Below are 14,355 nucleotides of genomic sequence, written 5' to 3'. Positions count from 1 at the left end.
CAGGTCCATGCCGGTGCAGTGCCGCTTCTGGTACAGCGTGCCCAGCGTGATGCCGACCAGCGCCGCCACGGCGAACAGCACGGCGGTGGTGCCGGAAACGTTCAGCGTCAGCTTCTCCCACACCACCAGCAGCACGCCGGCCAGCCCCATCAGCAGCCCCGTCCACTGCCGCCCCGTCACCCGTTCCCCCAGCAGCTTGCCGGCCAGCGAGGCGGTGAGCAGCGGCTGCAGCCCGACGATGATGGAGGTGACGCCGGCCGGCACGCCCTTGGAAATGGCGATGAACACGCCGCCCAGGTACACGCCGTGCACCAGCAGCCCGGCCAGCGCGATGCGCCCGGCCTCGGCCCAGCTCTTCGGCCAGGGCGCCCCCATGGCGACGGCCACGGCGCCCAGCACCGCGGCCACCAGCGCCATGCGCACCAGCAGGAAGGTCAGCGGCTCGGCGTACGGCAGGCCGTACTTGGCGCCGATGAAGCCGGTGCTCCACAACAGCACGAACACGACCGGCATCAGCCGGATCCAGCCGTCGGCCCCGGCTTTGGCCTGCGTCATCGCCACAAAGGAACCCCGTCGGTTCAGGTTCAGGTTGTGGCGGGGGCCGCCTGTTCCGTGTCCGGTTCCGGCTGGGGGGCCGGCTGCCGGCGGGCGTCGGCCACCGCCTCGATGTGCTGCCGCAGGTCGGGGTCGCGCCCGACCAGCCGGCGGAACACTCTTTCGTGCAGGACCAGCATCTGGCAATACCCCAACGCACGCACGTCAGCGTTGCGCGGACGGCGGGACAGCAGCGCCATCTCGCCGAAGAAGTCGCCGGTGCCCAGTTTCACGGGCTCCGACAGGCCGGGAACGATCACCTCGACGGCGCCCGAGGCGATGAAGAACATGCAGTCGCCGTGCTCGCCCTTGCGCACGACCGTCTCGCCGGGCAGGAACAGGCGCGGCTTCAGCAGCTTGACGATTCGCGCCAGCCGGTCGGGCGGCACGCTGGCGAAGATCGGCACCCGGCGCACCATCTCGGGCAGGTTCAGCTTGAGGTCGAGCTGCGGCGGCTTCTCCAGGATGCGGCGGCGCAGTTCCACGTCGCGCTGCAGATCGGACAGCACCTCCTGCGAGATGATCGATTCGGCGTGCAGCGTGCGGTAGTCCGCCTCCTCCAGCCGCAGCGCGGCGCGGCCCAGGTACTGGTTCTGGAGCACGATGGCGTAGTCCGGGTACTGCAGCTTCAACGCCCCCAGCGCCTGTTCCGTGCGCTGCAGCCGCACCGTCAGCAGCCCTTCCAGCTCGCACGACGTCTCGGTGCCCAGCACGTCGGCGAGGCGCCCCTGGGTGAAGGTGATCAGCTCGCGCAGGACGAGGCGGACGGCCACCAGCACCTCGAAGCGCATGGACAGGCGCCGGGCCAGCGGCTTGGTGATGCCGAAGCGGCGGTGCAGCCAGCTGGCCAGCCGCATCCAGCCGGTGAAGGCCATGAACGGCTCCTCCGCGGCGCGGTAGCCGTCGCGGCCCTGGGTCTTGACCGCGTCCAGCATGCGCGCCGTGCGCCCGGTCAGCAGCTCCGCCACGTGGCGGGACGAGATGCCTTCCTTGAAGTGGTGGAAGTACAGCTCCTCCTCCCGGTTCACCAGGATGACGAGGCCGATGGTGACCCGTTCGGCGGCGGACAGCGGCCGTTCCGCCTCGCGCTCCAGGTCGATGTGGGACAGGCGCTCGGCGTAATGGGTGATCAGCGCGTCGGCCGCCGCCCTCTCGATCTCGTAATGCCGCGCCAGTTCCGCCGCCTTCTCCTGCACGCCGCCCAGCGACAGGGCGAGTGCGCGGTTGCGCATGGCGCGCTCCACCGGCGTCAGCTTGTCGAGGCCGAGCAGGCGGATGAGGTGGCGCAGCGTCGTGCCGTTGACGAACAGCGTGAAGAACACGAAGCAGGTCGCCAGCGCCGCGACGAAGGCCTGGACGCGGTCGGGCACGCGGTCGTTCTCCGACACGACCAGCACCAGCGTCAGCGACACCGCACCCCGCAGGCCGCCCCACAGCATCACCGCCTTGTAGGAATGGCTGACCTTCTGCGCCAGCCCCGCCGCCGACAGCACCGGCAGCAGGCCGAACAGCACCGCCCCGCGCGCCGCCAGCGCCGCCACGACGACGACCGCCGCCAGACCCACCTCGGCCACGGACAGCTGCGCGAACACCTTCGGCACGACCAGGGCGGTCAGCAGGAAGATCAGCGAATTGGCCCAGAAGCCCAGCTGCTTCCAGACGTGTTCCAGCGCGTCCCAGGTGGCGGGCGAGATGCGCGTGCGGCCGATCGACCCGACGACCAGCGCCGACGCCACCACGGCGACCACGCCCGACACGCCCAGGTAATGCTCCGCCAGCATGTAGGTGAGGTAGGCGAGTGCCACGGTGAGCGTGATCTCCGCCATCGGCTGGTCGCGCACCGGCGTCACCAGCACGCAGGCCACGCGCCCGCACAGATAGCCGACCAGCAGCCCGCCGCCGAAATTCTCCAGGAAGGCCAGGGCGGCCTCGGCGACGCCGCCGTCGGCCTTGCGCGTCAGCATGCCCAGCAGCAGCGTGAACAGCGAGATGGCGGCGGCGTCGTTCAGCAGACTCTCGCCCTCGACCAGCATGGTCAGACGCCTCGGCGCACCGAGATCGCGGAAGATGCCGACCACCGCCGCCGGGTCGGTGGTGGCGACGATGGAGCCCAGCAGCAGGCACGCCACGAGGCTGAACCCGCTGACGAGGCTGAGCGCGTAGCCGACCGCGAAGGTGCAGACGAACACGGCGACGACGGCCAGCAGCAGGATGGGGCCCACGTCGTCCATCAGCCGCCGCACGTCGACGGTCAGCGCCGTTTCGAACAGCAGGACGGGGAGGAAGGTGTAGAGCAGCACCTCGGCCGACACGTCGAACCCGGCCAGCGAGGCGAAGAAGTCGCCGATCGGCCCCATGCCCTGAACCGACGCGAAGCCCTGCACGACGGCGCCCAGCAGCACGCCCACGCCGGCCAGCAGCACGGTGAACGGCACCCGGAAGTGCGCGGCGAGTGGCGGCAGGAAGCTGACCACCGCGAGAAGCCCGGAAACACCCAGGACGTAGATGACGATCTCGTGCATGCCCGCCCGTACCACAATCGATCCGGCCGCACCCTAGCGACGGGTTATGGCAGGAACAAGGCCACAGGGGAGCGTGGCGGCGGTAGCGGCTTATGCGTGACCTGTCGTTGGGTCGAGCGCTGGGGGTCGAGCGCCGGGCGTCCGTGGCGGGGGCGGGATCCGCGCTCCCGCGCGGGCGTCATTCGCATCCGCACGCGCGCCGGTCCAGCCAGCGCGCCAGAACGCCCAGCAGGTCCACCTTCTGCACCGGCTTGGCGAGGTAGTCGTCGAGCCCGGCGGCGAGGCAGCGGTCCCGGTCCTCGGGGAAGGCGAGGGCGGTCATGGCGATCACCGGCACGCGGGCGCGGGCACCGGGCAGGGCGCGGATGGCCGCGGTGGCGGCGAAGCCGTCCATGTCCGGCATGGCGATGTCCATCAGCACGGCTTCCGGCGGTTCGGCCGACTGGGCCAGATGGCGCACGGCCTCCACCCCGCCGGCGGCGAGGTCGACGCGGAAGCCCGCCTTGCTCAGCAGGGCAGCGGTGACCATGCGGTTGGTGGCGCTGTCGTCCACCACCAGAATGCGGCCGCCGCGCTCGCGCGCCCAGTCCTTCAATGCCTGAAGCCGCACGGCCAGCGAAACCGGGCCGCCCGCTCCGTTGGCGGCGGGCGGGCGCGCCCCGTCCTGCGCCCCGTCCTGCGCCACGGCGGCCACCTCGGCCGTGAACCAGAAATGGCTGCCGCCGCCGGGTGCGGGTTCGCAGCCGATGCGCCCGCCCAGCAGCTCGACCAGGCGCTGCGCCAGCGCCAGCCCGATGCCCAGGCCGCCGTGCCGGCGGCTGAGCGATCCGTCGGCCTGCACGAAGGGACGGAACAGCGCCTCGCGCTGCGCCTCGTCGATGCCGGGGCCGGTGTCGACCACCGATGCCTGAAGCTCGACGCGTCCCGGTCCGGCCGGCGCGCAGTCCAGCGTCACCGTCACGTGGCCCTGCCCGGTGAACTTCACCGCGTTGTCGGCGAGCGCGTAGAGCACGCGCTGGATCCGCCCGGCGTCGCCGCGCACGCGCGCCGGCACCGTGGGCAGCACGCGGCAGTCGAGCCACAGCCCCTTCTCCGCCGCCCGCTCCACCAGGGCCAGCGACACGGCGTGGGCGAGGCCGGCCGGCTCGAACTCCACCGCGTCGGTGCCGGCCGGCGCGCGGTCCATGGCCGCGAACTGGAGAAGGCCGTCGATCAGGTCCATCAGCGCCCCGGCCGAGCGCCGGGCCGACGCCAGAAGCACGCGCTGCTCGCGGTCCAGCCCGGTGTCCTGGAGCATGTCCAGCGCGCCCAGCACGCCGTTCATCGGCGTGCGCAGCTCGTGGCTCGCCACCGCCAGGAACTCGGTCTTGGCGTGGCTGGCCGCCTCGGCGCGTTCCTTGGCGGCGCGCAGCTCCGCCTCCAGGCGCTCGCGGGCCGATTCGCGCGCGGCGCCGTCCGCCGGCGCGTCGGCGAGATGCGCGTCGGCCGGTGCCGGGACGGTGGTGCTGAGACCATTCATGCTGCGCGGTTCGCGATGTGTTTGGCAAATTGCAAAGCAGAATGCACGCAACGCCGGGAACGCTGGGCGCTCCGCGGCCTTCACCCGCATCGAAGGCTCAGGAACAGCAATCCGTGGGCCAAACGGAGTCTCGGCAGACGCGGGGGAAAGGGGTAGGATCGCCCCGCAATCACGGCACGGGACGCGGGGCGCGCATGGGCATCGTCGGGCGGATTTGGCTGGTCTACGCCGGGTTGAGCGGCGCCATGGCGGTGGCGGCCGGCGCCTACGCCAGCCACGCGCTGGCCGCACCGGGGCAGGAGCACGCGCAGGAACTGGCGCGCATGGCCGGCCAGTACCAGCTCTGGCACGCGCTGGCGCTGATCGCCGCCACCGTGCTGGCCGGCCGCGCGGAGGGTGTGGCGCGGCTTATGGTGCGGCTGGGCGGCTGGCTGTTCGTGGCGGGGAGCCTGCTGTTCTGCGGCACGCTCTACGCGCAGGCGCTGGGCAACCCGGCGCCGTTCCCCATGTCGGCGCCGTCCGGCGGAACCTCGCTCATCCTGGGGTGGGCGTGCCTGGGCCTGTCGGCGCTGCTGCCGGGCTGGATCCGCCGGGCCTAGGATGCCGGGAGGCGGGCGTCAGGAAGCGGCGGCCGCGGCCGGGCGCTTCTCGGCCGTGTCGCCGGCGCCGGCCTGCTGGGCCGCGGGCGCGGCGCAGTACAGGTCGTGCAGCGTGCCCATGACGGCCTTCGCCTCCTCGCCGTTCAGCGAGTAATAGATGTTCTGCGCGCTGCGGCGGGTGCGCACCAGCTTGTCGCGGCGCAGGCGGGCGAGGTGCTGGGACAGCGCCGACTGGCTCAGCCCCACCAGTTCCTCCAGCTCGCCGACGGACTTCTCGCCCATCGACAGGTGGCACAGGATCAGGAGGCGGCGCTCGTTGCTCATGGCCTTGAGCAGCGTGCTCGCCCGTCGCGCGTTGGCCTGCAGGTCCGCAATGTCCATGGGAACGCTATACCCTTGCTGCTGCCCGTCGCCCGGAACTGGTCGGGATGACCCGATCGTCATGATATGGACGGTTTCGACCGCTTGTCTACTGTGGACGCAGGGCCATTGTACATAGGCTGCATCGATTCTACGATCGGGAAACGGTGAAGACGCGATCGCGACGGAGGTTTGCACATGGCCCGCCAGACACTCGACGCCAAGGGGCTGCTGTGCCCGCTGCCCGTGCTGCGCGCACGCAAGGCCATCAAGGCCATGGCGATCGGCGACGTCCTCGTCGTCGAGGCGACGGACGCCGGCGCCCCGCGCGACTTCCAGGCCTTCTGCGAGGTGACCGGAAACGCGCTGCTCTCCAGCACCGACTCCGATGGCGTCTTCCGGCTTGAGATCGAACGCCGCACCTGAGCGTCCGGAATCCTCCTGTACTTTGACCCGCGATGCGGGAAGAATGGCGGCGGGGAAAGCCCGAGAACGCCGGACATAACGAATACAAACATGTACACGACCCTGTTCACGCACTCCGCCTGCCTGGAGCACGACACGGGCCTGGGCCACCCGGAGTGTTCGGACCGCCTGCGCGCCGTCCTCGCCGCCCTGGACGCGGAAGACTTCTGCCTGCTCGACCGGCAGGAGGCGCCGCGCGCCACCGTCGAACAGATCGCCCGCGCCCACCCGCAGGACTTCGTCGAGCGCGTGCTGGCCATGATCCCGGCCGAGGGGCATTCCGGCGTCGACGCCGACACGGTGGTCTCCCCCGGCTCGGGCGAGGCGGCGTTGCGCGCGGCCGGCGCCGTGGTCGCGGCGGTGGACGCGGTGGCCAGCGGGCGCAGCCGCAACGCCTTCTGCGCCGTGCGCCCGCCCGGGCACCACGCCGAGCGCGAGCGCGCGATGGGGTTCTGCCTGTTCAACAACGCCGCCGTCGGCGCCTACCACGCGCGCGCCGTGCACGGGCTGCAGCGCGTGGCGGTGATGGACTTCGACGTGCACCACGGCAACGGCACGCAGGACATCTTCCAACACGATCCGGACCTGCTGTACTGCTCCACCCACCAGTCGCCGCTCTACCCCGGCACCGGCGACCGCGGCGAGATGGGCGAGTACGGCAACTGCGTGAACGCGCCGCTGCCCGCCATGGCCGGCAGCCCGGAGTTCCGGCACGCCATGACGAACATCGTCCTGCCGGCGATCGACCACTTCAAGCCGGACCTGATCATCATCTCCGCCGGCTTCGACGCGCATTCGCGCGACCCGCTGGCCGGGCTGCACCTGATGGACGATGATTTCGCCTGGGCCACGCGCAAGCTGGGCGACCTCGCGCGCACCCACTGCGGGGCGCGGATCGTCTCGGTCCTGGAGGGGGGCTACAACCTCCGCGCGCTCGCCTCGGCCTGTTCGGCGCACGTGCGCGAACTGATGGCCGCCTGACCTAGGGTCTCCTGACATAGGGCCGCTTGATATAGTCCAGGACGCTTGACGCGCCGCAGGAAATAGGCGGACAACGCCGGGTCATAAGGCCGCCGTCGGAGCTTGCGCAAGCACCGGCGGCGGTCCTACTTTCAGGCAACACGGTCCCGGAACGGTTACACCATGTCCGAACTTCCCCCCATCCCGCCCGACATCGCGGCCATGAGCTTCGAGGACGCCCTCGCCGAGCTGGAGCGCATCGTGCGCTCGCTCGAGGAGGGCCGCGGCAAGCTCGACGAGGCGATCTCATCCTACGAGCGCGGCACGGCGCTGAAGCGCCACTGCGAGGCCAAGCTGCGGGAGGCGCAGGCGAAGGTGGAGCGCATCACCATCGCCGCCGACGGCAGCGTCGGCGCCGAGCCGGCGCGCATCGACTGACATTCGCCGCCTGACTTCCGCCGAACGACATCCGGGGACGTACCGATCGTGGATCCCAAGCTGAAGAACGCGATGGCGCAGGCCGCCGAACTGGTCGAGAGCGCCATCGCCCGCCTGCTGCCCACCACCGACCTGCCGGAGGCGGTGCTGTACGACGCCATGCGCTACGGCTCGCTGGGCGGCGGCAAGCGGCTGCGCCCCTTCCTGGTGCTGACCAGCGCCTCGCTGTTCGGCGTGGGGGAGGAGTGCGCGGTGCGCACCGCGGCGGCGGTGGAGTTCGTGCACTGCTACTCTCTGATCCACGACGACCTGCCGGCCATGGACGACGGCGACCTGCGCCGTGGCCGCCCCACCGTGCACCGCCAGTTCGACGAGGCGACCGCCATCCTGGCCGGCGACGGCCTGCTGACCTTCGCCTTCGAGGTGCTGGCCGACCCCGCGACGCACGAGGATCCCAACGTGCGCTGCCAGCTGGTGGCGGCGCTGGCCAGGGCGGCCGGGCCGCACGGCATGGTCGGCGGCCAGATGCTCGACCTCATCGCCGAGCACGAGACCTTCGACATGGGCACCGTCACCCGGCTCCAGCGCATGAAGACCGGCGAGATGATCGCCTTCGGCTGCGAGGCCGGCGCCATCCTGGGCAAGGCCGGGGCGCCGCAGCGCCACGCGCTGCACGCCTACGCGCACGACCTGGGCCTCGCCTTCCAGATCGCCGACGACCTGCTCGACATCGAGGGGACGGAGGCCGAGACCGGCAAGGGCGTCGGGCGCGACGCGGTGGCCGGCAAGGCCACCTTCGTGTCCATCCTCGGCCGCGACCGGGCGCGCGCCCAGGCCGAAATGTTGTCCCGCCAAGCGGTGTCGCACCTGGAAATCTTCGACGGGCGCGCCGATTTGCTGAAGGCCGTGGCCGAGTACGTGGTAACTCGCCGCGCGTGAATGGAGGACGTGAGAGAGTGACCGTACCAGCCAAGACGCCGCTCCTCGACAAGGTCCACGTGCCCGCCGACCTGCGGGCGCTGAAGCCGGAACAGCTCCGCCAGCTCGCCGACGAGCTGCGCGCGGAAACCGTCGATGCCGTCTCGGTGACCGGCGGTCACCTGGGCGCCGGGCTCGGCGTCGTCGAGCTGACGGTGGCGCTCCACTACGTCTTCAACACGCCCGACGACCGGCTGATCTGGGACGTCGGCCACCAGTGCTATCCGCACAAGATCCTGACCGGCCGGCGCGACCGCATCCGCACGCTGCGCATGGGCGGGGGCCTCAGCGGCTTCACCAAGCGGTCGGAGAGCGTGTACGACCCGTTCGGCGCCGGGCACAGCTCCACCTCCATCTCGGCCGGGCTGGGCATGGCGGTGGCGCGCGACCTGAAGGGCGGCAAGAACCACGTCGTGTGCGTCATCGGCGACGGCGCCATGAGTGCCGGCATGGCGTACGAGGCGATGAACAACGCCGGCTCCATGCCGTCGAAGCTGGTGGTCATCCTCAACGACAACGACATGTCGATCGCCCCGCCGGTGGGCGCCATGAGCGCCTACCTGTCGCGCGTCGTCTCCTCCAAGCCGTACCTCAGCTTGCGCCATCTGGCCAAGGACATCGCCGACCACATGCCGCGCCCGCTGCGCGACGCCGCCCGCAAGGCGGAGGAGTACGCGCGCGGCCTCGTCACCGGCGGCACCCTGTTCGAGGAGATGGGCTTCTACTACGTCGGCCCCATCGACGGGCACAACCTGGACCACCTGCTGCCCGTTCTGCAGAACGTGCGCGACGCCGACGACGACAAGCCGGTGCTGGTGCACGTCGTCACCCGCAAGGGCCAGGGCTACGCGCCCGCCGAGGCCTCCGCGGACAAGCTGCACGCGGTGGCGAAGTTCGACGTCATCACCGGCGCCCAGGCCAAACCGAAGTCGACCGGCCCCACCTTCACCCGCGTCTTCGCCGACGCCCTGGTGAAGGAGGCCGAGCACGACCCGCGCATCGTCGCCATCACCGCCGCCATGCCGTCGGGCACCGGACTCGACGTGTTCGGCAAGCACTTCCCCGACCGCTGCTTCGACGTCGGCATCGCCGAACAGCACGCGGTGACCTTCGCCGCCGGTCTGGCGACGGAGGGGTACAAGCCGTTCTGCGCCATCTACTCCACCTTCCTCCAGCGCGGCTACGACCAGGTGGTGCACGACGTGGTGCTCCAGCACCTGCCGGTGCGCTTCGCGCTCGACCGCGCCGGTCTGGTGGGGGCGGACGGCGCCACCCACGCCGGGTCCTTCGACGTGGCCTACCTCGGCTGCCTGCCCGACATCGTGCTGATGGCGGCGGCGGACGAGGTGGAACTGATGCACATGGTCGCCACCCAGGCCGTCATCGACGACCGGGCCAGCGCGCTGCGCTACCCGCGCGGCGAGGGCCTCGGGCTGCCCCTGCCGGAGCGCGGCGTGGTGCTGCCCATCGGCAAGGGCCGGGTGATCCAGGAAGGCACCAAGGTCGCCATCCTCAGCTACGGCGCCCGTCTGGCCGAGTGCCGCAAGGCGGCGCAGGAACTGGCGGCGCGCGGCCTCAGCACCACCGTCGCCGACGCGCGCTTCGCCAAGCCGCTGGACGAGGACCTCGTGCGCCGTCTGGCGCTGAACCACGAGGTGCTGATCACCATCGAGGAGGGCTCGGTGGGCGGCTTCGGCAGCTTCGTGCTGCACCACCTCGCCACCACCGGGCTGCTCGACCACGGGCTGAAGGTGCGGCCGATGGTGCTGCCCGACCGCTTCCTCGACCACGACGCGCCGGCGAAGCAGTACGAGGAGGCCGGGTTGGGTGCGCGCGGCATCGTCGACACGGCGCTGTCCGCGCTGGGCATGGAAGTGGCGGCGGCCGGCGCGATCGCGTGATCGGCTGATTGTATATAAAGCCAAGTATTATCGGGCCGTCTCCGCGCAACGGGGACGGCCCTTGTTCTGTCGGCGTGGAATTTCACCAGGACGGTTGGCCTAACACGTTTTGACTAATCCCCCTTGCCCGGTGTTCGACTGGTGCGCCGGCCCTTGCCTGATTACCTTTCAGTGAAACCGGACTACGTGATTCCGGAATTCTGACGCAAAGGTTCTGTTCAGATGCTTGGTCTTTCGGCGGCGGGAGCGGAGCTTGGAAGAGATGGAGGCGGCGGACGGATGCCGGCACCGATGAGCGCGGGCGGGATCGACCCGCGCAACGGGCCGCAGCTGTTCGCGCTGCTCGACGCGGCTCCGGTGCCCATGGCGGTGATCGAGGGGCCGGAGCATCGCTATTCCTTCGTCAACGCGGCTTACCGCGCGCTGCCGGCGCGCCGGACGCCGGCGGTGGGCCTGCGGCTGGCCGACTGCTTTCCCGACGTCATGGACGCCTGGGGGCCGCGGCTGCGCGCCATCTACCGCGACGGGCAGGCCGACCGCGTGCGCGAATTCGAGACCCGCATGGCCGACGGCGCCCGCCGATTCTGGGACGTGGACTCCGCCCCCCTGCACGGTTCGGACGGGTCGGTGCACGGCATCCTGCTGACCGCGCACGACGTCACCGACAAGGCCCTGGCCCGCGAGGCGGTGGCCGACGCGCTGGCCGAGAAGGAAGACCTTCTGAAGGAGGTCAACCACCGCATCAAGAACAGCCTGCAGCTGGTCTCCAGCCTGCTGACGCTGCAGGCGCTGACCTCCAAGGACCCGGACATGCGCCGCCAGCTGCAGGAGGCGTGCGGCCGCATCGGCACCATCGCCCAGGTGCACCAGCGCCTGCACACGGCCGAGAGCCTGCAGGTGCTGTCGGTGGCGCCCTGCCTGCGCGACCTGTGCGCCGAACTGGGCAGCACCATGCAGGCGGCGCAGCACGGCCGCCGCATCCAGGTGCAGGCCGACGACGCCCATTTGAGCGTCGACACGGTGATCCCGCTGACGCTGGCGGTGAACGAACTGGTCAGCAACGCGCTGAAGTACGCCTATGCCGAGGGGCAGGGGGGCGACGTGGAGGTGCGCTTCCAGGTGCTGCCCGACGGCGCCAAGCGCCTGACCGTGGCGGACCACGGCCGTGGCCTGCCGGAAGGCTTCAACCCGGTCCGCACCGACACGCTGGGCATGCGCGTGGTGCGCGCCTTCGCCGGCCAGCTGAAGGGCAAGCTCAGCGCCGAGGACAACGCCCCCGGCGCCCGTTTCGTGCTCGACCTGCCGTAAAACCCTTGCTCCGGCCGCGCGCGTGCTCCATGCATCGCGCGTGCTGACGGGAGGGATGCGGATGGCGAAGCAGCGGGTCGACGTGGCGCTGGTGGAGCGCGGGCTGGCCGAGAGCCGGGCCAAGGCGCAGGCGCTGATCCTGGCCGGCGTGGTCTATTCCGACACCAAACGCATCGACAAGGCCGGCGACACCATCGCCGAGGACGCGCCGCTGTCGGTGAAGGGGCAGGACCACCCCTGGGTCTCGCGCGGCGGGCTGAAGCTGGTGAAGGGGCTGGACACCTTCGCCATCGACCCGGCCGGGCTGGTGGCGCTGGACGTCGGCGCGTCCACGGGCGGCTTCACCGACGTGCTGCTCAGCCGCGGGGCGGCCAAGGTCTACGCCGTGGACGTCGGGCACGGGCAGCTGGCCTGGAAGCTGCGGCAGGACCCGCGCGTCGCGGTGCTGGAAAAGACCAACGCCCGCCACCTGACCCGCGCCGAGGTGCCGGACCCCATCGGCCTCGTCGTCTGCGACGCCAGCTTCATCGGGCTGGAGGTGGTGCTGCCCGGCCCCATGGCGCTGACGGCGCCCGGCGCCCGGCTGGTGGCGCTGATCAAGCCGCAGTTCGAGGTCGGCAAGGGCCGGGTGGGCAAGGGCGGCGTGGTGCGCGAACCGGAACTGCACGCCGAGGTCTGCGAGCGGATCGAGGCATGGCTGGGCGCCCAACCCGGCTGGCGGGTGCTGGGCCTCGCCGAAAGCCCGATCCTCGGCCCCGAGGGGAACAAGGAATTCCTGATCGGCGCGGTGCGGGAATAGCGACGTTTTGCCCCCTCCCTATCCCTCCCCCGCGTTGCGGTGGAGGGGACTGCCGCCGCTTTTCCCCTCCACCGCAACGCGGGGGAGGGTGCCCGAAGCGTCAGCGGAGGGCGGGAGGGGGCAGAGCGGCCTCACCGCCCCGGCACCAATCCCCCCGGCGGGCTGGCGAAGCGCGTGCCCGGCGCGGTGGCCTCGACGATCGGCCGCAGCGCGTCCAGCCAGGGCCTCAGCGCCGCCACCTGCCGCAGCACCGCCAGCCCCTGCACGAGGTCGCCCTTGCCCGAGGCGAGGTCCATCACCTCCTCCAGCGTCGACTTCGGTTCCGGGAACGGCGTCAGCGTGACCGGCGCGTCCGGGGCGAGGCCGATGGCCTGCCGGGCGCGGGCCAGCGCCGTCTCCTGGTCGCCCAACTCGTCCACCAGCCCCAGGCCCAGCGCCTGATTGCCGGTCCAGGCGCGGCCCCTGGCGGCGGCGCGCACCTTCTCCGGCGGCAGCTTGCGCGCCTGCCCCACCTGCGCCAGGAAGGCGGTGTAGGAGGCGTCGGCCACGGCGCTCAGGCGCGCCATCTCCGCCTCGTCGAAGGGGCGCGTCAGCGACCACATACCGGCGTTCCGGCCCTCCTCGATCACGCCCCAGCGCACGCCCAGCTTCTCGGACAGCGTGCCGGCCGACATCTTGCCGGCGATCACGCCGATGGATCCGGTGATGGTGCCGGGGTCGGCGACGATGCGGTCGGCGTTCATGGCGATCCAATAGCCGCCGGACGCCGCCATGTCGCCCATGGAGGCGATGACCGGCTTGCCGGCCTCGCGCGCCCGCACCACGGCGCGGCGAATCGCCTCCGACGCGGTGACGGAGCCGCCGCCGGTGTCGATGCGCAGCAGGATGGCGCGGACGTCGTCGTCGTCGATGGCGTCGTTCAGCGCCTCGACCACGGAATCGGACCCGGCGGTCAGTTCGCCCACCGGCCCGCCGCCGCCGCTCTCGCCGCGGGAGATGGTGCCGGCCACGGTGACCAGCGCCACGGTGGGGCCTTCGTCGTTGGGCTCCCCGGCGATGTCCAGGTATTCCAGCATCTCCACCGTCTCGGCCCCGCCGGCCCGGCGCTCCGCCTCGGCGTGTGCCTCGTCGCGGTAGCCGATGCGGTCGACCAGCCGCGCCTCCAGCGCCTCCTGCTCCAGGAGCGGGGCGCGGTCGACCAGGGCGCGCACGGCGGCGGCGTCCAGCTTGCGGCCGCGCGCCACGCCGTCGGTGATCTGCTTCATCAGGTCGGCCAGCAGCGCCTCCATCTCCTCGCGGTGGGCGGGGGAGAAGTCGCGCTGGGTGAAGGTCTCGGCGAAGCTCTTGTACTCCTCGCGCTGCTGGACCTGCGGCTGCACGCCCAGCCAGTCCAGCGCCTCGCGGGCGAAGGGCACCTCGGCGGCAAGGCCGGTCAGCCCGACCATGCCCAGCGGCTGCAGCCACACCTCGTCGAACGCGCTGGCCAGATAATAGGAGCGGTTGCCCGACCCGCCCTCGCCGAAGCCTTCGGAGAAGGCGACGGCGAAGCGGCCGGTGGCGCGGAACCGCTCCACCGCGGCGCGCAGCTCCTGCGCCTGGGCGAAGCCCATCTCGTGCCCGCCGATGCGCGCGACGAGGCCGCGCACGCGCCCGTCCGTGCGCGCCCGCTCCAGCGTGTCGAGCACGTCGCGCAGCGTCGCCTCGTGCCCCAGCAGGCCCGCCAGCGGACCGGCCGACGGCGAATCGGCCAGCGGCTGGTCGAGGTCCAGCTCCAGCACGATCCGCTCGGGCAGCGTCGGTTCGTGCCGCACGGCGAAGGTGATCGCCGCGACGATCCCGGCGAACACCAGGAAGCCGAGGAAGGCGAACAGGCGGACGAGGAACTTCAGCATCCGTGCGGGCTCCGGCGGGA

General features: G+C 71.5%; 13 protein-coding genes. 8 read left to right on the top strand and 5 right to left on the bottom strand.

Going from position 1 to position 14,355, the window contains the following annotated elements; translation table 11 throughout:
• From VED21_RS22310 to VED21_RS22300, 3 genes are all read right to left on the bottom strand, one after another.
• A partial coding sequence (locus VED21_RS22310; RefSeq protein ID WP_324886159.1) for a DMT family transporter occupies positions 1-555 on the bottom strand: 555 nt, incomplete at its 3' end.
• 29 nt (positions 556-584) lie between these two features.
• The gene (locus VED21_RS22305) at positions 585-3,116 is read right to left on the bottom strand and encodes a cation:proton antiporter (protein ID WP_324886157.1); all 2,532 of its coding nucleotides are present in this window, start codon (positions 3,114-3,116) and stop codon (positions 585-587) included.
• 178 nt (positions 3,117-3,294) lie between these two features.
• Entirely contained in the window at positions 3,295-4,635 is a 1,341-nt protein-coding gene (locus VED21_RS22300) for an ATP-binding protein (protein ID WP_324886155.1), read from the bottom strand.
• A 194-nt stretch (positions 4,636-4,829) separates the two neighbouring features.
• Here VED21_RS22300 and VED21_RS22295 point away from each other — a divergent pair, with 194 nt between their 5' ends.
• Positions 4,830-5,234, top strand: a complete 405-nt coding sequence (locus VED21_RS22295) for a DUF423 domain-containing protein (protein WP_324886153.1) — start codon at positions 4,830-4,832, stop codon at positions 5,232-5,234.
• 18 nt (positions 5,235-5,252) lie between these two features.
• Here the strand turns inward: VED21_RS22295 and VED21_RS22290 are convergent, their stop codons facing one another.
• Positions 5,253-5,615, bottom strand: a complete 363-nt coding sequence (locus VED21_RS22290) for a metalloregulator ArsR/SmtB family transcription factor (RefSeq protein ID WP_324886151.1) — start codon at positions 5,613-5,615, stop codon at positions 5,253-5,255.
• 177 nt (positions 5,616-5,792) lie between these two features.
• On the opposite strand from VED21_RS22290, the gene VED21_RS22285 reads away from it, so the two are divergent.
• The 7 genes from VED21_RS22285 to VED21_RS22255 all read left to right on the top strand — a co-directional run bounded on the left by VED21_RS22285 (position 5,793) and on the right by VED21_RS22255 (position 12,443).
• The gene (locus VED21_RS22285; protein ID WP_324886149.1) at positions 5,793-6,020 is read left to right on the top strand and encodes a sulfurtransferase TusA family protein; all 228 of its coding nucleotides are present in this window, start codon (positions 5,793-5,795) and stop codon (positions 6,018-6,020) included.
• A 90-nt stretch (positions 6,021-6,110) separates the two neighbouring features.
• Positions 6,111-7,040: a histone deacetylase family protein gene (locus tag VED21_RS22280; RefSeq protein WP_324886148.1), complete on the top strand. Its 930-nt coding sequence runs from the start codon at positions 6,111-6,113 to the stop codon at positions 7,038-7,040.
• A gap of 162 nt (positions 7,041-7,202) precedes the next feature.
• The gene (locus tag VED21_RS22275; protein ID WP_324886147.1) at positions 7,203-7,457 is read left to right on the top strand and encodes an exodeoxyribonuclease VII small subunit; all 255 of its coding nucleotides are present in this window, start codon (positions 7,203-7,205) and stop codon (positions 7,455-7,457) included.
• Positions 7,458-7,529: 72 nt separating this feature from the next.
• The gene (locus tag VED21_RS22270) at positions 7,530-8,396 is read left to right on the top strand and encodes a farnesyl diphosphate synthase (RefSeq protein ID WP_324886161.1); all 867 of its coding nucleotides are present in this window, start codon (positions 7,530-7,532) and stop codon (positions 8,394-8,396) included.
• Between the two features lie 17 nt (positions 8,397-8,413).
• The gene (dxs, locus tag VED21_RS22265; protein WP_324886145.1) at positions 8,414-10,336 is read left to right on the top strand and encodes a 1-deoxy-D-xylulose-5-phosphate synthase; all 1,923 of its coding nucleotides are present in this window, start codon (positions 8,414-8,416) and stop codon (positions 10,334-10,336) included.
• A 291-nt stretch (positions 10,337-10,627) separates the two neighbouring features.
• On the top strand, positions 10,628-11,644 hold the full coding sequence (locus tag VED21_RS22260) for a sensor histidine kinase (RefSeq protein WP_324886143.1): 1,017 nt from the start codon (positions 10,628-10,630) through the stop codon (positions 11,642-11,644).
• Between the two features lie 61 nt (positions 11,645-11,705).
• A complete protein-coding gene (locus tag VED21_RS22255; protein WP_324886141.1) occupies positions 11,706-12,443 on the top strand; it encodes a TlyA family RNA methyltransferase in 738 nt (245 codons plus the stop codon).
• Positions 12,444-12,574: 131 nt separating this feature from the next.
• Here VED21_RS22255 and sppA read toward each other — a convergent pair whose 3' ends face one another.
• The gene (sppA, locus tag VED21_RS22250; RefSeq protein WP_324886139.1) at positions 12,575-14,335 is read right to left on the bottom strand and encodes a signal peptide peptidase SppA; all 1,761 of its coding nucleotides are present in this window, start codon (positions 14,333-14,335) and stop codon (positions 12,575-12,577) included.
• Between the last annotated feature and the right edge of the window lie 20 nt (positions 14,336-14,355).

Origin of the sequence: Azospirillum sp. (genome assembly GCF_035627195.1) — a bacterium.
GTDB lineage: Bacteria > Pseudomonadota > Alphaproteobacteria > Azospirillales > Azospirillaceae > Azospirillum.
The sequence above is the reverse complement of the archived record's forward strand: the minus strand, read 5'-3'. Positions and strand labels throughout refer to the sequence as shown.